Origin of the sequence: Corynebacterium hiratae, assembly GCF_009708045.1 — a bacterium.
Taxonomy (GTDB): domain Bacteria; phylum Actinomycetota; class Actinomycetes; order Mycobacteriales; family Mycobacteriaceae; genus Corynebacterium; species Corynebacterium hiratae.
In genome coordinates this window covers 55,041-74,449 of the sequence record NZ_VIOG01000007.1, presented here as the reverse complement: position 1 = coordinate 74,449, position 19,409 = coordinate 55,041, and the positions used below count along the sequence as shown (strand labels likewise).

The 19,409-nt window shown below is 62.6% G+C and carries 21 protein-coding genes and 2 pseudogenes; 19 read left to right on the top strand and 4 right to left on the bottom strand.

All coding sequences use genetic code 11. The features are described from left to right. Positions 1 to 44: 44 nt before the first annotated feature. The 6 genes and pseudogenes from FME68_RS07645 (at position 45) to FME68_RS07620 (ending at position 4,341) form a co-directional block, all read left to right on the top strand. Positions 45 to 362 carry a WXG100 family type VII secretion target gene (locus FME68_RS07645; RefSeq protein ID WP_046648440.1) on the top strand — a complete coding sequence of 106 codons (318 nt, stop codon included), beginning with the start codon at positions 45 to 47 and terminating at the stop codon, positions 360 to 362. 71 nt (positions 363 to 433) lie between these two features. Continuing rightward, the gene (locus tag FME68_RS07640; protein ID WP_046648439.1) at positions 434 to 721 is read left to right on the top strand and encodes a WXG100 family type VII secretion target; all 288 of its coding nucleotides are present in this window, start codon (positions 434 to 436) and stop codon (positions 719 to 721) included. Positions 722 to 1,157: 436 nt separating this feature from the next. Then, positions 1,158 to 1,601, top strand: a complete 444-nt coding sequence (gene rplM, locus FME68_RS07635; RefSeq protein WP_010189505.1) for a 50S ribosomal protein L13 — start codon at positions 1,158 to 1,160, stop codon at positions 1,599 to 1,601. Further along, positions 1,601 to 2,136 (top strand): annotated as a pseudogene (rpsI, locus tag FME68_RS07630) (30S ribosomal protein S9). The gene rplM and the pseudogene rpsI overlap by 1 nt, the downstream one beginning before the upstream one ends. A 108-nt stretch (positions 2,137 to 2,244) precedes the next feature. Further along, positions 2,245 to 3,663 carry a hypothetical protein gene (locus tag FME68_RS07625; protein ID WP_158397034.1) on the top strand — a complete coding sequence of 473 codons (1,419 nt, stop codon included), beginning with the start codon at positions 2,245 to 2,247 and terminating at the stop codon, positions 3,661 to 3,663. 9 nt (positions 3,664 to 3,672) lie between these two features. Next, entirely contained in the window at positions 3,673 to 4,341 is a 669-nt protein-coding gene (locus FME68_RS07620) for a hypothetical protein (RefSeq protein ID WP_158397032.1), read from the top strand. Here the strand turns inward: FME68_RS07620 and FME68_RS07615 are convergent. Genes FME68_RS07615 through FME68_RS07605 form a run of 3 tightly spaced genes read right to left on the bottom strand, consistent with a single transcriptional unit; the run spans position 4,338 to position 6,069 of the window. After that, complete coding sequence (locus FME68_RS07615; protein ID WP_158397030.1) at positions 4,338 to 5,018, bottom strand: hypothetical protein; 681 nt, start codon at positions 5,016 to 5,018, stop codon at positions 4,338 to 4,340. The two genes, FME68_RS07620 and FME68_RS07615, sit on opposite strands and share 4 nt — an antisense overlap. Next, a complete protein-coding gene (locus tag FME68_RS07610; protein WP_158397027.1) occupies positions 5,015 to 5,569 on the bottom strand; it encodes a hypothetical protein in 555 nt (184 codons plus the stop codon). Before FME68_RS07610 ends, FME68_RS07615 begins: the two co-directional genes overlap by 4 nt. Further along, positions 5,566 to 6,069 carry a hypothetical protein gene (locus tag FME68_RS07605; protein WP_158397025.1) on the bottom strand — a complete coding sequence of 168 codons (504 nt, stop codon included), beginning with the start codon at positions 6,067 to 6,069 and terminating at the stop codon, positions 5,566 to 5,568. Before FME68_RS07605 ends, FME68_RS07610 begins: the two co-directional genes overlap by 4 nt. Positions 6,070 to 6,268: 199 nt before the next feature. Between FME68_RS07605 and glmM the strand changes: the two genes are divergently transcribed. From glmM to FME68_RS07580, 5 genes are all read left to right on the top strand, one after another. Then, positions 6,269 to 7,612 carry a phosphoglucosamine mutase gene (gene glmM / locus FME68_RS07600; protein ID WP_049157018.1) on the top strand — a complete coding sequence of 448 codons (1,344 nt, stop codon included), beginning with the start codon at positions 6,269 to 6,271 and terminating at the stop codon, positions 7,610 to 7,612. Positions 7,613 to 7,751: 139 nt separating this feature from the next. Continuing rightward, positions 7,752 to 8,063, top strand: coding sequence for a hypothetical protein (locus FME68_RS07595; RefSeq protein WP_158397023.1), 312 nt, complete (start codon positions 7,752 to 7,754; stop codon positions 8,061 to 8,063). Next, complete coding sequence (locus FME68_RS07590; protein WP_158397020.1) at positions 8,063 to 9,820, top strand: zinc metalloprotease; 1,758 nt, start codon at positions 8,063 to 8,065, stop codon at positions 9,818 to 9,820. The genes FME68_RS07595 and FME68_RS07590 overlap by 1 nt, the downstream gene beginning before the upstream one ends. Further along, the gene (locus FME68_RS07585) at positions 9,820 to 10,092 is read left to right on the top strand and encodes a hypothetical protein (RefSeq protein ID WP_046648430.1); all 273 of its coding nucleotides are present in this window, start codon (positions 9,820 to 9,822) and stop codon (positions 10,090 to 10,092) included. The genes FME68_RS07590 and FME68_RS07585 overlap by 1 nt, the downstream gene beginning before the upstream one ends. 98 nt (positions 10,093 to 10,190) lie before the next feature. Continuing rightward, positions 10,191 to 10,415 (top strand): hypothetical protein, encoded by a 225-nt coding sequence (locus FME68_RS07580; protein WP_049157023.1) that lies wholly within the window; start codon positions 10,191 to 10,193, stop codon positions 10,413 to 10,415. Positions 10,416 to 10,470: 55 nt separating this feature from the next. Here the strand turns inward: FME68_RS07580 and FME68_RS07575 are convergent, their stop codons facing one another. Continuing rightward, positions 10,471 to 11,304, bottom strand: a complete 834-nt coding sequence (locus tag FME68_RS07575; RefSeq protein WP_049157025.1) for a dienelactone hydrolase family protein — start codon at positions 11,302 to 11,304, stop codon at positions 10,471 to 10,473. 121 nt (positions 11,305 to 11,425) lie between these two features. On the opposite strand from FME68_RS07575, the gene glmS reads away from it, so the two are divergent. From glmS to tsaD, 8 genes and pseudogenes are all read left to right on the top strand, one after another. Continuing rightward, a complete protein-coding gene (gene glmS, locus FME68_RS07570; protein ID WP_158397018.1) occupies positions 11,426 to 13,297 on the top strand; it encodes a glutamine--fructose-6-phosphate transaminase (isomerizing) in 1,872 nt (623 codons plus the stop codon). A gap of 31 nt (positions 13,298 to 13,328) precedes the next feature. Next, on the top strand, positions 13,329 to 14,429 hold the full coding sequence (alr, locus tag FME68_RS07565; RefSeq protein WP_158397016.1) for an alanine racemase: 1,101 nt from the start codon (positions 13,329 to 13,331) through the stop codon (positions 14,427 to 14,429). After that, a complete protein-coding gene (gene tsaE / locus FME68_RS07560) occupies positions 14,419 to 14,883 on the top strand; it encodes a tRNA (adenosine(37)-N6)-threonylcarbamoyltransferase complex ATPase subunit type 1 TsaE (protein ID WP_070754639.1) in 465 nt (154 codons plus the stop codon). Before alr ends, tsaE begins: the two co-directional genes overlap by 11 nt. A gap of 1 nt (position 14,884) precedes the next feature. Continuing rightward, positions 14,885 to 16,477: an aspartate:alanine exchanger family transporter gene (locus FME68_RS07555; protein WP_328287773.1), complete on the top strand. Its 1,593-nt coding sequence runs from the start codon at positions 14,885 to 14,887 to the stop codon at positions 16,475 to 16,477. A gap of 98 nt (positions 16,478 to 16,575) precedes the next feature. Beyond that, positions 16,576 to 17,121, top strand: a complete 546-nt coding sequence (locus FME68_RS07550) for a hypothetical protein (RefSeq protein WP_046648423.1) — start codon at positions 16,576 to 16,578, stop codon at positions 17,119 to 17,121. Beyond that, positions 17,121 to 17,813, top strand: a complete 693-nt coding sequence (gene tsaB, locus FME68_RS07545; RefSeq protein ID WP_158397014.1) for a tRNA (adenosine(37)-N6)-threonylcarbamoyltransferase complex dimerization subunit type 1 TsaB — start codon at positions 17,121 to 17,123, stop codon at positions 17,811 to 17,813. The genes FME68_RS07550 and tsaB overlap by 1 nt, the downstream gene beginning before the upstream one ends. Continuing rightward, entirely contained in the window at positions 17,810 to 18,304 is a 495-nt protein-coding gene (rimI, locus tag FME68_RS07540) for a ribosomal protein S18-alanine N-acetyltransferase (RefSeq protein WP_049157032.1), read from the top strand. The genes tsaB and rimI overlap by 4 nt, the downstream gene beginning before the upstream one ends. After that, positions 18,298 to 19,349: pseudogene (gene tsaD / locus FME68_RS07535) on the top strand (tRNA (adenosine(37)-N6)-threonylcarbamoyltransferase complex transferase subunit TsaD). The gene rimI and the pseudogene tsaD overlap by 7 nt, the downstream one beginning before the upstream one ends. The last annotated feature ends 60 nt before the right edge of the window (positions 19,350 to 19,409 follow it).

The window sequence follows — 19,409 nt, the reverse complement described above, 5'->3', positions numbered from 1 at the left end:
AAAAGGGCATGCCCCAGGTAGGGAACAAAGAAAGGGAGAGAACAATGACTCAAACGTTCCGCACAGAAGCCGACGTAATGGTGGCCACCGCCGGCCGCGTCGACTCCACCAATGACGAGGTACAGGGTGAGCTCACCCGTCTGCAGGGAGTTGTGGACTCCGTCCGCGCCAGCTGGGCAGGCCGCGCGCAGGTTTCCTTTGACAACCTGATGCAGCGCTACAACTCCTCCGCACAGCAGCTGCGTGAGGCACTGACCGCCATCAGCGACAACATCAGGGACAATGCCCGCAACTTTGATTCGGTCGAGGCAGATAACGCCCAGTCCTTCGACAACGTCGGCGGCGCGGGCCTGGCCCTTTAAACAGAGCCGCAGCCTCCTATAGCCGTACGCACTGAACCACACACGAGCACACAGAAGATAAGGAACACGCAATGTCTGGAATTAAGTATCAGTTTGGCGCCATCGCTGGTGCCGCCGCCGACATCAACTCCACCTCCGGCCGCATCAACGGGCTCCTCGGTGACCTCAAGGCCACCCTGCAGCCGATGGTATCGACATGGGAAGGAGAAAGCGCTGCCGCATATAACGCGGCACAGGCCAAGTGGGATAAAGCTGCCGCCGAGCTCAACACGGTGCTAGCTACCATCTCCACCACGGTGTCCCAGGGCAATGACAATATGAGTGACGTCAACCGCCGCGCCGCCGCTAGCTGGGGCTAAACCGTCCCAGCTGCGGGTCTTTCGCTAGGAGTGTGGGCGCAGTCTTCCATCACCATTCACAACCATGAGCGGTGGGTGGCGTGGAGGAAGGCGTGAAGGGCTAGGAGAGGGGTGTAGTGAATGGAAGGGCTGGACGCACCGCCTCACAGTCAGCACTTTCCGCCCACCTAGTGAAAGGCGCCGGTATCGCTTCTCATCAACGTTTCTGTCTCTACCCCCACCCCGAAGTATCTGGGGATGGAGGCGTTGGTGAGGGGCGATATCGGCGTTTTGGGTTTTCAAACAGCCTCATACTAAAGTGAAACACCTATGTGTCCGCACCCGCGTCTACGTGGGTGCGCGCGTGCTGCAGGTCTCCACCGGCCGCTGTATGTACCGCGTAGGGGCTTACATAGCGTTGGCCGGCAGTTCCGAGACAGACTTTCAAGGAGTCATTTTGTCTACTTTCCACCCGAAGAGCGGTGACATCACCCGCAAGTGGTACGTCATCGACGCTACCGACGTGGTTCTGGGCAAGCTTGCTTCCACCGTGGCTGACATGCTGCGCGGTAAGCACAAGCCCCAGTACGCACCGAACGTTGATTGCGGCGACCACATCATCATCCTGAATGCGGACAAGATCCACATTTCCTCCAACAAGCGCGAGCGCGAGATGCGCTACCGCCACTCCGGTTACCCGGGCGGCCTGAAGTCCATGACCCTTGGTCAGTCCCTGGACGCCAACCCGGTTCGCGTTATCGAGGAAGCTGTGAAGGGCATGATGCCGCACAACAAGCTTTCCAACGCCTCCATCAAGAAGCTGCACGTTTTCGTGGGCGAGGAGCACCCGTACGCCGGCCAGAAGCCGGAAACCTTTGAGTTTAAGCAGGTGGCACAGTAATGACCGAGCAGAACATCGACAACAATGTAGCCGACGCTGCCGACATCGCTGCAGCAACCGCCGCTACCGAGGAGTTCACCAACACCATCGGTGATTCCCTGGCAACCGACACCGAGGCTGAGGTTGAGACCGCTGCCCCGGCTATCCACGAGGGCCCGATTCAGACCGTTGGCCGCCGTAAGCGCGCCATCGCTCGTGTCCGCCTCGTCGCTGGTTCCGGCAACATCTCTGTCAACGGCCGTGCCTTTGACGAGTACTTCCCGAACAAGCTGCACCAGCAGGACATCCTGCAGCCGCTGACCATCCTCGAGCGCGAGGGCCAGTTTGACCTCAAGGTCACCGTCACCGGTGGTGGCCCGACCGGCCAGGCCGGCGCTCTGCGTCTGGCTATCGCCCGCGCACTGAACATCTACAACCCGGCTGACCGCCAGGCCCTGAAGAAGGCCGGTCTGCTCACCCGTGATGCTCGTGCCGTGGAGCGTAAGAAGGCTGGTCTGCACAAGGCAGTCGTGCCCCGCAGTACTCCAAGCGTTAATCTTCGCGCATACTGCATTTTCGAAAGCCGCTGCTTCCCTTTCGTGGGAGGTGGCGGCTTTCCCCGTTCGGCCAGCGCACTGGTGTGATTCTCCTTATACTAAGCGGCGTGAAAGTCATTCTTGAGAGCGTGCGGGACGCACTATCGGTCCCCTTGGACGCAGCAAAGTTGCTGTGGCGGTACCTGCCGCAGCTGATCACGGTTATCTGCCTGTCGCTGGCCGTGCGCGCGGCGGTGCTGTGGTTGGCGGTGGTCATTTCTGAGTATTCGCCGTTGGCCGCCACGCTCATCTTCCCCTTTGCGCCGCTTTCTGTGATGACCGGCGTCATTGCGTGCTTTTGGATCATGCAACCTTCCATGGAGTTCTTTGGCGGCGAGACCCGCTTTAGCAAACTGGATAAGACCACGCTGCTGACCGTCGGTGGCCTCCTCATCCCGTTCCTCACCGTGTATTCCTCCCACGGCCTGTTGCGCGATGACGCGCGGACCTTTGTCTACGACTCCGTGACCATCGAGGTGGCCACCAGCTTTCTCGATTATGATTTCGGGCGCTCGTTCATAAACTCCGGATGGCTATTTGCAGGGTTCCTCATCTCTATCGTGGTGCTGCGCAAACTCATTGGTGCGCTGCAGTTGGGGGAGCGCGCCTTTGGCGTGGCCACTGCGGCCGCGTACCTGGAGGTGCTGTGGATGGCCACGGCGTCGCTAAGCATCACCAGCAATTTTGAGAAGGTCCGTGTGTGGATTCTTAGCCGGCAAGGCATTGGCCCCGTATGGGACTCTATTGTCACGGCGAAGGATTGGATTGTCGCCCACACCTGGGTCATTGGTGCGGTGATTGGGTGGCTGTGGAATAACGCGGCGCAAATCGGCAACTTTATCGTCGTGCCCTTCGCATGGCTGACCCTCGGCGCGGTGGTTTACAACACGAGCCTGACCAGAAAAGAGGACAGTTCTGAGCCGGACACGTCAGGCGAGGAGGACGCGGTACCGCCCTTGCAGACGGTAGCCGATGCCCCCATCGAAGGTCCCGCCGAACGAGGAAAGCTCTCCCCGCATGCCGAACAGAAGATGTGGGCCGATTATGGGCGCCGCTATTCGGAGGCCGCCTTCCGAACGACACGGGACATGCTGGACAACGCCGCGCAACCACTCGTCGGCCCCTTCCGTAATGCGTGGCGCAATTTCAAGACGCTGGCAGTCGCCGGTGCGGTCCCCATGCTGACCTTTTGCCTCGTCTTCGTCCTAGCTTCGGGAGCTGAGCTGGGCGTCATTTATGCCCTGCGTGCCATCATCAAACCGCTGGCGCTGGGGACCATCACCATTGGGCTTGAGCCTTATGTGCTGGTCCTTGCCCGAGCCGTGTACTTCCTCGTTGCGCTTCCGCTGGTGGTAGCCGCGCTGGACCGTTTCCTCAACGCTGAGTACGCCGAGGCGGAGGACGCAGATGAGAACACAGACGAAATTCAAGGCGAGGAGCCGGACGCTGAATCTACCGTCCCAGCGAGCCAGGCGGGGGAAAAGTAGGTGGAATCGGTGACACAGACTACTGAGCACACTCAAGCCGGTGACGTGGATCGCGCAGAAGCCACGACCGATCCTGATACCCACATCAGCGCGCGCAAGCTCAACATCCTCACCTTGGTCGTCGCGGTGGTGTTGGTTGCTGGCGGGATTACGGTTGAGCAGATCAACAGGCGCGGGTCCGGCGAGGAGCTGGCGCGTCCGGACCTGCGGGAGGACCACATCGTGAACCTGCGCCCTGAGACCGCGGACGTCTTGCCGGAGGCCTTCATTGAGAAGATCGCCCTGTGTACCGAAGCACCGCTGCAATCCGAGAATGCGCTACTTGAAGGAGCCCATGGTTATTCCTGCAAGCCGTGGCTTACCAAGGAGCAGGACGCTGAGGGGCTCATGACATTCCATAGTCCGCGGGACATTGTCATTGGGGAGGAGGCCGAAGAGATGTACAGGGCCTTGCCCGACTATCAGGACGATGCCTTCCAGACGTCGACCCGAACTGTTCGCGAGGCGAATGGATCCGCCCCGGAAGTCCTCGTCAACGAATGGGGCAAAGATGGATTCGGCGGTGGCGACATTTTCGTCTACTACCCAGAAGAGAAGGTTATGGTGTCGTGGCCATGGAACAAGACCGATCCGGGCGCGGAGGACGTTGAGGAGGTTGTCCGCGCAGAAGGCTTCTAAGCGCCTGTGTGCAGGCGCACCTCATAAGGGGCGCCCCAGGTGACGAATAATTCGGAAGGCTCGAAATCGGCGTTGGTGACGAAGTAGTACGTCATCTCCCATTCAGCCGGCCGCGCGCTGGACTCGGGGAGGATATTGGCATCTAATTCGAAAGGATTGATGGCCATCGGCCCCGCAGCCCCTTCGGGTTCACAGAGGTTGGGGAAGGCGGCGGGCATATCGGTCGGCACGTCCTGCGGGGACAACACGAGGCGGACAGGTTGCTCGATCCCTTGGCCGTCACGGAGCCCGACCTCGCAGCCTTCCAGTGGGCTTTCCGGATCCGCATGCCAGTCCACGGTGGCCTTGTAGAGTGCGGTGTCCCCGGGGAGCGCAGGGGGATCCATGAGGTTCTTGTCGGCATAAAGGGAGCCGAATTCGGAGGGGTCTGCCTTGTCGATGGCGGCCAGGGTGACCGTCGCCGAGCGCTGGGCGGTGTCCTGGTCTAGCTGGTAATCAAAGCTGAACTCGGCGGGCTCTTGCTTGGTGGCCTCGACGGTCGAATGGACCGACAGCGGTCGGTATCCGTGCACCATGACGGAGGAGGAGGCCGCCACCATGATCGCGAGCGCCGGAAGAGTTGCTGCCCACCACCACGCCTTCGAGGCCTTCTTCGATGCTGTGTCTTGGGACGTCATGCTTTAACCTCCACGGCTGTGTGAAGTTCCTTGCCCATGGGGACCGGTTGTTGGTGGAAGTCGCCGAGGAGATTCTCCACTTCCAGCGCCAGCGTGGCGGGGCCCAGCGAATCCGATGGGAGTACAAAGAGACTGGTACAGGTCATGGGGAGGGAGACGACCTCGGCGTCGCATTGCGGTGTGGTCGTGCGGAAAACACGGCCCTCGGAGTCTTCTAATTTCAGGCTCAGGGGGTAGGAGTGAGTGCGCTCCAGCGTGAAATCGACGGCTACTTCATACAGCTCACTGAGCTCCTCGCCCTCGGGCAGAGTACCGGTGAATTCCGCGTAGTCGCCGGACGCCAGTGGGCGAGTGTGGACGTCTACCTGGCTAATGCGGGTGTGCCCGGGTATTTCGTCGGTGTACTCAAAGTGGGAGAATTCCACCTCGCGCGGATCGGGCAGCTGGTCACTAATGAAGATGCCCAGGGAGGTGATCGCTGCGGCCACGGCGATCATGGGGACCTTCTTGCGGTTGAGCAGGGGCAGGGAGGAAGATTTGCGGTGGGTCATGCCAACTCCATCTCTGCTACGGGGGTGGGGTCAAACCAGCGGTAGGACATGTCCAGGCTGGATTTGCGCACCGTCAGATCGTTGAGAACAAGCGCTGTTCCGGGGGCATCGTCGACGGTGATGTCGACGGCGAAGGGAACCCCGGGGTTGGGTCTGGTCACCGCCCCGTTCTCCAGTGAAGGCGCGATGGAGAACTGCTCAAAGGGGATAGGCTCACCATTGCGGGTAAGGCTAAACATCTGTTGGTAGTCCGTGAAGGCGGTGTCTTGGGTGTTGAGGAACGTGGCGGTGACGTGGACTTGGCCGGCCTCGACGCGGGGCTTATCGACGACCACCTGGGCCTGCTGCAACTCCACCGTTTCGCCCGGAGCGATGACTGCAGGTTCTTCCGTTTCCGCGGGCTCGGTATTTCCGAGCACCAGAAATAGCGCTGCGACAGCGAGTATCGCCATGTTGAACTTGGTGAGCACACCATCGGTGAGGGTTTTGAAGAGTTTCACTCCCTTCGACTCCCTTACGCGCGTCAAGCCTTTCGCATAGGACATGATGATTATTCAAGCAGAGGACGGCCCAGCGCGCGCGTTAACTGGGGAAACTCCCCACCGGCCCTGCTCACAGGGCAGAAGGTGGGAAGAAGTCTACACAACAAGAGCGAGCCGACCTGCGCCAGGCAAGGGGGAGCGGGCATAATAAACAACTATGACTCGACTTTTTGGAACCGATGGAGTTCGCGGCCTCGCGAACAAGAAGCTCACTCCCATTCTGGCTTTGCGCCTAGGACAGGCAGCGGCGGAGGTGCTGACCTCGGACCGGGAGTCCTACGAGCGCCGCCCGCTGGCGATTATTGGGCGCGACCCGCGTGTGTCGGGCGAGATGTTGGATGCGGCGATTGCATCGGGCTTGGCCTCACGCGGCGTCGACGTCGTGCGCGTCGGCGTGCTGCCGACCCCGGCCATCGCATTCCTCACCGATGATTTTGGGGCGGACCTCGGCGTGATGATTTCCGCCTCCCACAACCCGATGCCGGACAATGGCATCAAGTTCTTTTCCGCGGGCGGCAAGAAGCTGCCGGATGAGGTGGAAGACCGCATCCAGGCTGCCATGGACAACCTCACCGACGGTGGGCCCACGGGGACCAAGATTGGCCGCATTATTTCGGAGGCCCCCGACGGCCGGGAGCGCTACCTCAAGCACCTAGCAGAGGTCGTCACCACGGATCTGAGCGGTATCAAGGTTGTCGTCGACACCGCAAACGGTGCTGCCTCCAAGGTTGCTCCGCAGGCCTATGAGGCAGCGGGCGCTGAGGTCATTGCTATCCACAACAAGCCCAATGCCTTCAACATCAACGAGGACTGCGGTTCGACCCACATTGAGAAGACTCAGGAGGCCGTCGTCGAGCACGGCGCTGATCTGGGTCTGGCCCACGACGGTGACGCTGACCGTTGCCTAGCCGTCGATGCTGAGGGCAACGTCGTTGACGGTGACCAGATCATGGCGATCCTCGCGGTGGGCATGAAGGAAGAGAACGACCTCCGCTTCAACACCCTGGTGGCCACCGTGATGTCGAACCTGGGGCTGAAGCTGGCGATGCAGGAGCAGGGCATTGAGGTCAAGGAAACCGCCGTGGGGGATCGCTACGTGCTGGAGGAGCTCAACCGCGGTGATTTCTCCCTGGGCGGCGAGCAGTCCGGTCACGTCGTGCTCCCGGATGATTGCACCACTGGCGATGGCACACTGACGGGACTGTCCATCATGGCGCGCATGGCTAAGTCCGGCAAGACTCTCAAGGAGCTGGCCTCCGTGATGACGGTATTGCCGCAGGTGCTCATCAACGTGCCGGTGTCCGATAAGGCGGTCATCCTCAATGCCCCCGAAGTCAAGGAAGCTATTGCCGCCGCCGAGGCAGAGCTTGGTGATACGGGCCGCGTCCTGCTGCGCCCCTCAGGCACAGAGGAGCTCTTCCGCGTCATGGTGGAAGCAGCTGAAAAGGAGCAGGCACGCAAGGTAGCGGGCAAGCTCGCTGCCGTCGTTGCTGCAGTTTAATTCTACCCGCATAATCGCAACCCTGGGCCTTTGGCCTGGGGTTTCTTCTTTTTCTGTGTGGTGGGGAACCGGCGGGTGGCTTTCTCAGTCCAATAAGAGCAGGAATCACTGTTTGTTGTGGACGAGAAGGAGGGCGCACATGCCCGACGTATTTTTTGATGAGGAGGAAGCCACGCGGCTTCTCGACGACGTCATGGACCAAGCCCGCGCCCAAAGTGACGCGCACCGCGGGGACAGGCCGAGCTTTGCCCCGTCTTCTGCGGGGCGGGATTTTAGCGGGCATGGGGCGCAGATTCAGGCGTTGCTGAGTCGGCTACACCAGCGCGGTGCGTGGCGCTTGGAGAACATATCGGCCACCGCGGGTGCTGCGCGCGAGCAGGTGCGGGCTTTTGGCGACGTCGACCGTGGCCTCGCTGGCCAATTCGGCAGCCAGGAAACGGGGGCGAACTGATGTCCACGATGATCAAGTCACTGCTGGGCGATTATTCACAGGTAGTCTCCCAATTTCAGGCTGCGAGCCTTGGCGGCTACTCCGGTCCCAGCACACCGATTGATTTGTTGGGGGACATGGTCGGTTCCGTCGACGGGATCAACCCAGGAGAGCTCGTGACGCATACCGCGTCGGCGATGGGCGCGCGACGTCCACTGCGTGGCGGCAATGGTCTGCGGGATTTCCTCCTTGGCACGGTGCTGTCGCTGGCTGGGGGAGCGATCATGGATCACCTGCGCGGCGTGCAGGATGACTTTGAGAAGGAAAGGGACGAAGCCGATGATCTGGTGGAGTCCGCGCAGCAGTGCTCCGAGGCCATCGAAGACGTGGTCAGTGTTTCCGAATCTGCCGTAGCGGAGTTGATTTCTGCAGTAATTCCGCTGCTGAATATCTTGACCATGTTGCTGCAGCGGCACCCGTTGGGCAAGGCCATCGTCCCGGTTATTTCGCGCATTGGCGGTGACCTGATCGACCAGACGAATGACACCATTTCGCAAACCTGCCGGGACCGCGACACCGCCATTGAGAATTGCTACGGCGAGTTTGAAAAGCGCTGCACCGAGGTATGCGAGCGGGAGCTGCCGGAAACCCCGCCTGAGCCTGAATGCGGTTGCGAGGAGAAGCCGAAGGAGTGCCCACAACCGGATCCTGAGCCCTGTGAACCGACGAAACCTGCAAGCCCCGCAGAACCACCGCCACCGGCGCAAGCCCAGCCAACGCCACCGGCGTCGGCAGAGCAGCCCCCTGCACCGCAGCAACCAGTCGAGCCGGAACCAGACAAACCGGTGGCACCGCCAGAAAAACCTGCGCCAACGCAGCCCGCGGCGGTGACGGAAGAAGAGTGCCCGCCGGCTGAGGATAAGCCTCGGCCAGCGAAACCGAACACGCCGCATACCGTGCCGACTGAGCCCGCAGCGCAAGCGCAGCCCACACCCGATTCCACCGCAACAGAAGAAGAGCACAAGCCGTGCGGGTGCCACGCGGAGAAGGAGTCGCAGCAGTCTTGTACCTGCACTGAGCAGCCGCGCGACGTGGGAACCACCACGCCGGCCGACGCCGGGATAGAGGCACCCAGCGAGGTTGACGTGCCCACCGCACCCGTGCAAGCGGAGGTGACTGACTGCCCAGAGGAGGCGGTGCAGGAAGTCGAAGAGGTCGAGGAGCCTGACGAGCCTGTAGTAGCTGAAGACTGTGAGGAAGAAAGCGGCGAGAGTCCTAACGCGGAATCCTGTGAGTGTAAGCCGGAGGAATCCTGCTGCGGAAGTCTGGGCATCCTAGGCGTAGGAGTTGCCATTCTGGGGCTTGGGCTGCTGGCTGAAGCCGCCGTGGATTTCATTGAGAATCTGCCGGAGCCTGAGCTGGAACCTGCGCCTGAGCCCGAACCAGAACCCGAGCCGCAGCCGGAACCGGAGCCAGGTCCACCGCCGGCACCAGAACCAGCCCCGGACAACGGAGTCACGCCACCACCGCCAGAGCTAAATAACGTTCCCGAGCCAGAAGCTCCACCGGAGAAGCTGGCGCATATGCAGGCAGCGGAAGCGCCGGCACCGGCACCAGTGCCGGAACCTGCACCGGTACCAGCCCCTGAACCGCCCCCTGAGCCAGCGTCTGGGCCGGCTCCCGGCGCGGGAGCCGCACCAGAAATGACACCGGAAACGGCACCGGAAGAAAGCCCAGATTCCCCATCCGTACAGGCGCGAAAGGCAGGGCAGTGGTAATGCCGCACAATGATTTCGATGAGTTCGCACGTGGATTCCGCGAGCGCACAGCCGCACGGCTGCTGGAGTTTGAGAAAGCGATGGCCAAGGCACAGGACGAGCTTGAGAAGTCCGCTCAGCGCGCGGCCCAAGCCCAAGCGCACACACATGCGCCGCACACACATACGCCGGGGCGAAACCCAGAGTCCAGGGGCGTGCCGCATAGTCAAGCGCAGGGGCAGGGCCGGGGCCGTCCGCGCGGTCAGGTGCAGTCGGTGCTCAGGCGCAGCTGAAGCAGCAGCGAGAAACAAGTCTGGTTCCTCGCAGCCACAGGTGATACCGTGAGGTGACTGCCTACTGCACGTATCAACCAGGGTGAGGAGAATGCCGCATGACAACAGTGCCTTGGCTTCATGACGTCCTGTGGGGCGTTCTTCCCATGCTGTACCTCTTGGTGGCTTTTGTTGTGCTTGGCATTGAGATTAAATTCGACAGAGAAATGTCCCACATAAAGCTGTGGACGGCCGCTCAGTTGCTTCTGCCGGGCATTGCACTTATTGCCTGGTATTTTCTTGAAGTCCCTAAGCTAAAACAACTAAAGCAGGACGACAACTGATCGTCCTGCTGTAGTTAGGAAAAGCCGCGCTGTGAAGCGCTCTTTCGTTGGAGCTTTATTTGCTGTGCTCAAAGCCGGCGCGTTGAGCCAGGTCCTCGCCGGTGAAGCTCTCAACGCCCTTCGCGGAGGCATCGGCATCCGCAAAGCCGTCATACTTGGATTCGCCAGCCAGGGTGGAAAGGAAGAAGCCGGTCACAAGGCCGCGGGCGGTCTCGACTGCGGAGCCCTGGAAGAAGCCGGAACCGAGCGCCAACTTGAAGAACTTATCCTCGCTGAAACCGGACTGCGTGCCCTTGGCAATCTCCCGGTAGGCCACCGGTCCGCCCCACGCGTTGGCCAGCTTTGCGGGGTTGCCGGCGCGGAAGATGTCATCCTGGCCCGCGCCGATAACGAGGCCGCGTGCCTTGACGGTGCGGGCAGCTTGAACGGCGGATGGTGAGGTATCAGCAGGGTAGAGGGCTGCGACGGCGCGGACCTTTGGGTTATCCACGGCAGCCAAGGTGGCTACGCCGCCGCCCATGCCGTGGCCGAAAACGCCCAGCTTGGAGGCGGACACCGAAATCTTGCCAGCGCCCAGCCTAACGCCAGCGGCAATCTGCAGGGCCGATTCGAGGTCAGCAGCCAAGTTGCGGTGCTTGGCAAAGACACCAGTCTCCGTATCGGGAGCAACCACCACGATGCCCCAGCTGGCCAGGTGGCGGAGGGTGGCGTGGTAGTCCTTGATGCTCTTCGTCCAGTCGTGAGCAAACGCCACGGCGGGCAGGCCCTTGCCTTCAGCAGGGGTGTAGACCTTGCCTTCTAGCCCTGCATAAGACAGGTCCCCAACGAGGACGCGGTGCGGGCCGCGCTTGGACAACGTACCGAGATGCTTCTTCAAATTCGCAGACACGCTTTACAGAATAGAGGAAAGCGTAGACAAAGAGGTGGACATGTACCAGATAGGTGGGGGAAGGTTTTAAGCACGATCCTTGCGATTCGGCACGTTAAATCATGCTGTAAAATTCCGTTCCATGTGTGGAATCGTTGGATACATTGGCCATAACACCGATGGTCGTGAGTACTTTGCCCTCGACGTTGTGCTGGAGGGCCTGCGCCGATTGGAGTATCGCGGCTATGACTCAGCAGGCGTCGCAATGTACGCCGATGGGGAGATCTCCTGGCGCAAAAAGGCTGGAAAGGTCGCTGCGCTGGAAGCCGAAATCGCTGCGCGCCCACTCAAGGATTCCGTCCTGGGCATCGGGCACACCCGCTGGGCTACTCACGGTGGTCCAACCGATCTGAACGCCCACCCGCACGTCGTGGACGGCGGCAAGCTCGCCGTCGTACACAACGGCATCATCGAGAACTTCGCCGAGCTCAAGAGCGAGCTGGAGGGCAAGGGCCACAACTTTGTGTCCGAGACCGATACTGAGGTTGCCGCCACCCTGCTGGCGGATGTCTTCCACAACGAGGCCCACGGCGACCTCACCAAGGCCATGCAGTTGACCGGCAAGCGCCTGGAAGGCGCGTTCACCCTGCTGGCTATCCATACCGAGCAGGCCGATCGCATCGTGGCTGCCCGCCGCGATTCGCCGCTGGTCATCGGCCTGGGCGAGGGGGAGAACTTCCTGGGCTCGGATGTCTCCGGCTTCATCGACTACACCAAGTCCGCCGTGGAGATGGACAACGACCAGGTCGTGACCATCACCGCGGATGACATCGAGATCACTGACTACGACGGCAACCCCGCCCAGGGCAAGCCCTTCGAGATCAAATGGGACGCCGCTGCTGCCGAAAAGGGCGGCTTCAACTCCTTCATGGAGAAGGAAATCCACGACCAGCCAGCAGCAGTGCGCGATACGCTGCTCGGCCGCCTCGATGAGACCGGCAACCTGGTCCTCGATGAGATCCGCATCGAGGAGTCGGTGCTCAAGTCCATCGACAAGATCATCGTCATCGCCTGCGGCACCGCCGCTTATGCCGGCCACGTCGCGCGCTACGCCATCGAGCACTGGTGCCGCATCCCGTGTGAGGTGGAGTTGGCTCACGAGTTCCGCTACCGCGATCCCATTGTCAACGAGAAGACCCTGGTCGTGGCCCTCTCCCAATCGGGCGAGACCATGGATACCCTCATGGCAGTGCGCCACGCCCGCCAGCAGGGCGCCAAGGTGATTGCTATTTGCAACACCCAGGGTTCCTCCATTCCGCGCGAGTCCGACGCCGCCCTCTACACCCACGCCGGCCCGGAGATCGCCGTGGCCTCCACCAAGGCCTTCCTGGCGCAGATCACCGCGACCTACCTGCTGGGCCTCTACCTAGCGCGCCTGCGCGGCAACATGTTCTCCGATGAGGTCAACTCCGTCCTGGATGACCTGCGTGCGATGCCGGATAAGGTCCAGGTAGTCATCGACAACGAAAAGCAGGTCTACGACCTAGCCAACGCTATGGAGAACGCTAAGTCGGTGCTCTTCTTGGGCCGCCACGTCGGTTTCCCGGTCGCGCTGGAGGGCGCGCTCAAGCTCAAGGAGATTGCCTACCTGCACGCGGAGGGCTTCGCTGCCGGCGAGCTCAAGCACGGCCCGATCGCGCTTATCGAGGAGGGTCAACCGGTCTTCGTTATCGTGCCTTCCCCGCGCGGTCGCGATTCCCTGCACGCCAAGGTTGTCTCCAACATCCAGGAGATCCGCGCCCGCGGCGCTATCACCATCGTCATCGCGGAAGAGGGCGACGAGGCGGTCGAGGCCTACGCCAACCACATCATCCGCATTCCCCAGGCGCCGACGCTCATGCAGCCGCTGCTGGCTACTGTGCCGCTGCAGATTTTCGCCTGCGGTGTAGCCACCGCCAAGGGCTACGACGTGGACCAGCCGCGCAACCTTGCGAAGTCGGTGACCGTCGAATAGCGCTGAGCCCTCAAGTGGCACAATGGTGGGTATGTTAAAAACCACCGTTGACCTCAACGCTATTGCCCACAATGTTGCTCGCGTGAAGGAGGCGGTGGCCCCGGCCCGCCTCATGTGCGTGGTCAAGGCGGACGCGTACGGGCACGGTGCGCAGCGCTGCGCACCGGTCATGGCGAAGGCGGGGGCAGACGCCTTCGGGGTGGCCACGCTCGTCGAGGCCGTGGAGTTGCGAGGCGTCATCGAGGACCTTCCCATCGCTGCCTGGTTGTGGGAGCCAACGGAGGACCTCGCCCCGGCGCTTGCCGCTGGTATTCAGATCGGCATCCCATCATTGATGCACGCACGAGCCCTCATCGAGGCTGCCGAAGCGCCCACCGAAGCCTTCGTGATGGTGGAAACGGGGATGCACCGGTCGGGCGTCGACAAGCATGCGTGGCAGGAGACCTTCCGCCTGCTTGCCGACGCCCCCCACATCACCGTCCTAGGCCTCATGTCCCACTTTGCCTGTGCGGACGAGCCGGAGCACCCGCACAATGATCATCAGGAGGCGGAATTCCGCCAGGCCCTAGCGCTTGCACGCGAGGTGGGGCTGGAGTGCCCGCTGAACCACCTGGCCAATTCGCCGGCGGCATTGACTCGCCCCTCAGCACGTTTTGAACAAGTGCGCGCCGGTGTGGCCCTGTACGGGCTTGAACCGGTGGCCGGGCTCGACCATGGGCTGGAACCAGCCATGACGTGGGAGGCTTCCGTTGTTGCCGTGAAGCCGATTTCGGCGGGGGAGTCCACATGCTATGGCCTGACCTGGACCGCGGATAGTGACCGCGAGCTCGCCACCGTCAGCGTGGGTTATGCCGACGGGCTGCCGCGCGCCTTTCAGGGGGCGCTGCAGGTAGGCATTGGTGGCGAGTTGTACCAGCAGGTGGGGCGGGTCTGCATGGACCAGATCGTCGTCGACCTCGGCGCGAACTCTCATGGCGTGCGCGCCGGGGACACCGCCGTTATCTTTGGGCGCGGCGGTATGAGCGCTACAGAATTGGCCGCGGCCGCTGGCACCATCAACTATGAAGTGGTGTGCCGCCCCACCGGGCGCACCACGCGCACCTATTGTGAAGGAGCTAACGATGCGCAGTGATTTTCCGCACGAAGGGCGCCGTGTGGCTGCCACCCCGGAGGATGCCCAGGCCTTCGGCGAAGAGCTGGGCGCGGCGTTGGAAGCAGGGGACTTGGTGATCCTCGACGGCCCCTTAGGTGCCGGGAAAACCACCTTTACGCAGGGCATTGCCCGCGGGATGCAGGTGAAGGGGCGGGTGACGTCGCCGACCTTCGTCATCGCGCGCGAGCACCCTTCCCGCGTGGGCGGGCCGACGTTGGTGCACGTGGATGCCTACCGCTTGCTCGATCATTCGGATGATCCGTTGGGGGAGCTGGACAGTCTAGACTTGGACACCGAAATCGAGGACGCCGTGGTCGTTGCCGAGTGGGGTGGGGGCTTCATGGAGCGCCTGTCCGATGCGTACCTCGCCATCACAATCAACCGCGACTCGGACGATGACGTCCGCGTCTTTACATGGAAATGGGTGAACTAACGTGCTGGCTTTTCTTGCCGAACAGCCCCTGCTGACGCTCTTTCTGATCATGGCGGTGGGACTAGCTGTTGGCAAGATCAATGTCTTCGGCATCTCGCTCGGCGCCGCAGCGGCGATGTTCGTGGCCTTGGGCTTGTCCGCGGCGAACCCGGACATCGTGGTCCCCGCCTTTGTTTATCAGTTTGGCCTGGCCATCTTCGTCTACGTTATCGGCCTGAATTTTGGCCGCAGCTTCTTCGAAGATTTCCGCCGGCGCGGTTGGAAGATGTCCATGGTGGTCATCGTCTTCTTCTTCCTGCTCGCGGGGCTGACAACCCTAGCGATGCGCCTCTTTGATCTGGACCCCGCGATCAGCGTGGGCACGCTGGCAGGTTCGCTGAGCTCGACGCCCGGTATGGCCGCGGTCGTCGAGGCCCTGGGCGGCGATAGCACCCCGGTGGTGGGCTATTCCTTGGCTTACCCTGGCTGCATTATCGGAACCATTTTGGTGGCCGCCATCGGCGCGAAGGCGCTGCGCGTGAATCACGTTGAGGACGCCCGGGCCGAGGGCATGATTGCGGAGCCGCTGGAGTGGCGGGCGGTGCGCCTGACCCGCGACTTTGACGCAACGGTAGGGGAGCTGCAGGAGGTGACTGGCGAGCGCGTCATCGCTACCCGCCACGTCAACAATCCCCACAACCACAACCTGGCCTACCCGGAGCTGCCGCTGCGCGCCGGCATGGAGCTCTTGCTTAACGGCACGGCACCAGCGCTCGATAGTGCGATTTCCCAGCTGGGTGAGGAGATCCACCTCAACCTCCACGAGGAAGATGGCCTGGTCTACCGCCGCCTGACCGTGTCCAGCCCACGTGTTGCGGGCTATCAGCTCAAGGACCTGGACACTGTCAAGGAAGGCTTCCTCATCGCGCGCGTGCGCCGCGGTGACTCCGACGTCGTGCCGAACGAGGAAACCGTCCTGCACTACTCGGACCGTGTGCGCGTCATCACCGCGCCGGGCAGGCTTGACGACGTCCGCCGTTTCCTCGGCGACTCCGAAGCCAAACTCGGCAACGTCGATCTCTTCCCCTTTGCCCTCGGCCTCTTCATTGGTCTGCTCTTCGGTGCTATCCCGATTCCGCTGCCAGGCGGCACGACGCTGTCCTTCGGCTTCGGTGGCGGCCCCATCGTCGTCGGCCTCATCCTGGGCGCGCTGGGCCGCTCGGGCCCGATTAACTGGCAGCTTCCTTTCCACGCCAAGCAGACTATCTCCACGCTGGGGTTGACCTTGTTCCTGGCGGGCGTGGGAACGTCGGCAGGCGGCCAGTTCCGCGACGCCTTGTCGGATCCGACCTCCCTGAAGTATATGGGCGTGGGTATTGTGCTGTCGCTGGTCTCCGCCATCGGCATCATCGCGGTATCCATGCTGGTGCTGCGCCTGAAGTTTGATGAGTCGATGGGCATCGCCGCAGGCATGACCACGAACCCGGCGATCATGGCCTACCTCAACCCCCAGACCGGCACCCAGCTGGCAGAGCGCGGCTATGCCACCGTGTACCCCACGGCGATGATCGGCAAGATCCTCATGTGTCAGGTCCTTGCCCTGTTGATCGTCTGATCCTTTTCTCGGCACCGGAAGGGCCGGTCAGGGTCGCTGCAGGGCGGTCGCGTAGGATATCCCCGTACTGAACTCCCTATTATTAGGAGCACATCCCCATGAATAAAATCGGCCAATTCATCACGACCGTAGTCATCGGCGGCTTTGCCATCGTCCTTGGCTTGCTCATCGCGCTGTCCATGACCCGCTCGCCGGAGGAGCCTTCCTCGACGTTGGGTGAAACCTTGGACACGTACCCGAAGAACCTGAGCTTCTCCGCGCTCTTGGTCCCCGACGTCTACGGCCAGGATTGGATTGCCGGTCTCGTCGTCTGCCCGGGTGCTACGGAGCAGCAGCTTGGGGAAGGCGGCGTGGATGTCGCCGGTATCGACTTTGTCGACGGCAAGGTGGCGGAGGATGAGAACTACTTTGTCACCGTGAGCGTCAATCAGGAGTACCAGGTGGAGAAGCTGAACCGCTCCCAGGTGGACCTCTGCTCCGGCGTCCTCGAGCAGGTGGAGATGGCCAAGGCCCAGGGCCAGGACGCTCCGCCGCTGCGCGGCATCCAGCCGGGCGAGCCGCTGCAGTTCCTGCGCGGTGATGACCAGATGTTGCAGCAGGGTGCTGACAATGAGGACGCTCCTGCCTGGCAGTTCGTGGGCTAATGAAGGTCCTCGCACTCGATACCGCCACCACGGATCTGGTCACGGGCATCGTTGACACCGACACTGGCGACAGCATCGACCGCGTCATCAGCGGTACGCGCGCCCACAATGAGCAGCTCATCCCTACCATCGAGGAGCTGCTTGCCGACGCCTCCCTGACCTACCTAGATCTCTCCGCCATCGTCGTGGGCACGGGGCCCGGACCGTTTACCGGCCTGCGCGTGGGCATGGCCACCGCCTCCGCGTTGGGCGTGGCCCTCCACGTGCCGGTACACGGCGTGTGCACCTTGGATGCCATCGCGCATGGTCGAATGGGGGAGTGGCTGGTGGCCATCGACGCTCGCCGCAAAGAGGTCTACTGGGCCACCTATGACGAAGGGGAGCGCCGTAGCGGCCCGAACGTATCGAAGCCGGAATCCCTCGATCTGAGCGCCGCCGGACTTTCGAGTCCGGAGAGCACGCGCCTAGTGTTCCCAGAGTCCATCGCCCCGCGTTTGCCGGAAGGTATCGCTGACCTTCCCCGCGAGTGGGCCACACCGCGCGCCGCGGGTTTGGTGGCCTGCGCTGATCTGTCCGCTGAACCCGCGCCACTCGTCCCGCTCTACCTGCGCCGTCCCGATGCCGTGGAGCCACAGACCAAGCCGCGCTCGGCCGCGCTCGTCGGCGGCATCGAGGACACTCCCGAATCATGAGGCTGCGCCCACTGACCCCCGCGGACGCGCCGCGCTGTGCTGAGCTCGAGAAGGTCCTCTTCCCCGGCGAACACCCATGGCCGGCGCATGCCTTCGAGCAGGAAATCGCGGCGGGCCACACCACCTACTGGGCGGTTGACGCAAGCGTCAACCGCGAAGACCACAACGACAACCGCGCGGAAGTTCTCGGTTACGCCGGCGTGGGACGGATGGGGCCCGCCGCCTGGCCGGAGTACGAAATCCACACCATCGGCGTCGACCCCGCCGCCCAGCGGCGCGGCATCGCGCGGCTGATGATGGACGCCATCGTCGAGCTTGCAGATTCCCACGACGCGCCCATCTTCCTCGAAGTGCGCGTGGGCAACGATCCGGCCATCCGCCTCTACGAGGCCTATGATTTTGTCATCAACGGCCTGCGCCGCAACTACTATCAGCCCTCCGGCGCGGACGCCCACACCATGTACCGACCACGAAAGAGTGAGAGATGTTAATCCTCGGCATCGAGTCCTCCTGCGACGAAACCGGCGTGGGCATCATCGAGCTGTCTGATAACGGCCACATGGAGATCCGCGCCGACGTCGTCGCCTCCTCCATGGAACAGCACGCGCGCTTCGGCGGCGTGGTTCCGGAGATTGCCTCCCGCGCCCACCTCGAAGCCATGCCGCAGGTGATGAAGGCGGCGTTGGAGGAGGCGGGCGTCGAGAAGCCAGATGCAGTGGCCGCCACCGTGGGGCCGGGCCTCGCCGGCGCACTCCTCGTCGGGGCGTCGGCAGCCAAGGCCTTCGCCTCCGCGTGGGGCGTGCCCTTCTACGGCGTCAACCACCTCGGCGGGCACGTCGCGGTGGCCAACCTGGAGGGCGAGGAGCTGCCGCACTCGGTGGCCCTGCTTGTCTCCGGCGGTCACACGCAGCTGCTCGAGGTGGAGGCCGTGGGCAAACCCATGAAGGAGCTGGGCACCACGCTTGACGACGCCGCCGGCGAAGCCTACGACAAAGTCTCCCGCCTCCTAGGGTTGGGGTATCCGGGAGGGCCGGTCATCGATAAGCTGGCCGCCCAAGGAAAGCCCACCATCGACCTGCCGCGAGGTTTGTCCAAGGCCGAAGACCTGCGCGGGCCCAACCGCCACAACTTCTCTTTCTCAGGGCTCAAGACGGCGGTGGCACGCCACGTGGAAAAGGCCGAGCGCGAGGCACCACGGTCCAGGTTGAGGACCTGTGTGCCTCCTTCCAGGAGGCGGTGGCCGATGTGCTCACCGCCAAGGCCGTGCGCGCCTGCCAGGACACCGGCGCCAAGGTGCTGCTGCTCGGTGGCGGCGTGGCGGCGAACTCGCGCCTGCGCGCCTTGGCGGCGAAGCGCTGCGAATCTGCGGGCATCGAGCTGCGCGTGCCGCGTTTCAAGCTGTGCACCGACAATGGTGTGATGATCGCCGCGGTGGCTGCCCAGCTCATCCACGAAGGCGCTGAACCTTCCGGCCTGGCGTGTGGGACCGATACGCAGCTTGAGGTGGAGGTTCCGCTCGTGGCCGCTGCGCGCTAGCGGATGCGCAACCTCCAGGGTGCCGGTAGTGTGATGACCGATAATTGTCCGGCTCACACA

Bases quoted from the DNA above. Each gene is read 5' to 3' on its own strand.
- FME68_RS07645 (WP_046648440.1), top strand. From the start codon at position 45: ATGACTCAAACGTTCCGCACAGAAGCCGACGTAATGGTGGCCACCGCC.
- FME68_RS07640 (WP_046648439.1), top strand. From the start codon at position 434: ATGTCTGGAATTAAGTATCAGTTTGGCGCCATCGCTGGTGCCGCCGCC.
- FME68_RS07615 (WP_158397030.1), bottom strand. From the start codon at position 5,018: ATGACGTCCCAAGACACAGCATCGAAGAAGGCCTCGAAGGCGTGGTGG.
- FME68_RS07610 (WP_158397027.1), bottom strand. From the start codon at position 5,569: ATGACCCACCGCAAATCTTCCTCCCTGCCCCTGCTCAACCGCAAGAAG.
- glmM (WP_049157018.1), top strand. From the start codon at position 6,269: ATGACTCGACTTTTTGGAACCGATGGAGTTCGCGGCCTCGCGAACAAG.
- FME68_RS07595 (WP_158397023.1), top strand. From the start codon at position 7,752: ATGCCCGACGTATTTTTTGATGAGGAGGAAGCCACGCGGCTTCTCGAC.
- FME68_RS07590 (WP_158397020.1), top strand. From the start codon at position 8,063: ATGTCCACGATGATCAAGTCACTGCTGGGCGATTATTCACAGGTAGTC.
- FME68_RS07585 (WP_046648430.1), top strand. From the start codon at position 9,820: ATGCCGCACAATGATTTCGATGAGTTCGCACGTGGATTCCGCGAGCGC.
- FME68_RS07580 (WP_049157023.1), top strand. From the start codon at position 10,191: ATGACAACAGTGCCTTGGCTTCATGACGTCCTGTGGGGCGTTCTTCCC.
- glmS (WP_158397018.1), top strand. From the start codon at position 11,426: ATGTGTGGAATCGTTGGATACATTGGCCATAACACCGATGGTCGTGAG.
- alr (WP_158397016.1), top strand. From the start codon at position 13,329: ATGTTAAAAACCACCGTTGACCTCAACGCTATTGCCCACAATGTTGCT.
- tsaE (WP_070754639.1), top strand. From the start codon at position 14,419: ATGCGCAGTGATTTTCCGCACGAAGGGCGCCGTGTGGCTGCCACCCCG.
- FME68_RS07550 (WP_046648423.1), top strand. From the start codon at position 16,576: ATGAATAAAATCGGCCAATTCATCACGACCGTAGTCATCGGCGGCTTT.
- tsaB (WP_158397014.1), top strand. From the start codon at position 17,121: ATGAAGGTCCTCGCACTCGATACCGCCACCACGGATCTGGTCACGGGC.
- rimI (WP_049157032.1), top strand. From the start codon at position 17,810: ATGAGGCTGCGCCCACTGACCCCCGCGGACGCGCCGCGCTGTGCTGAG.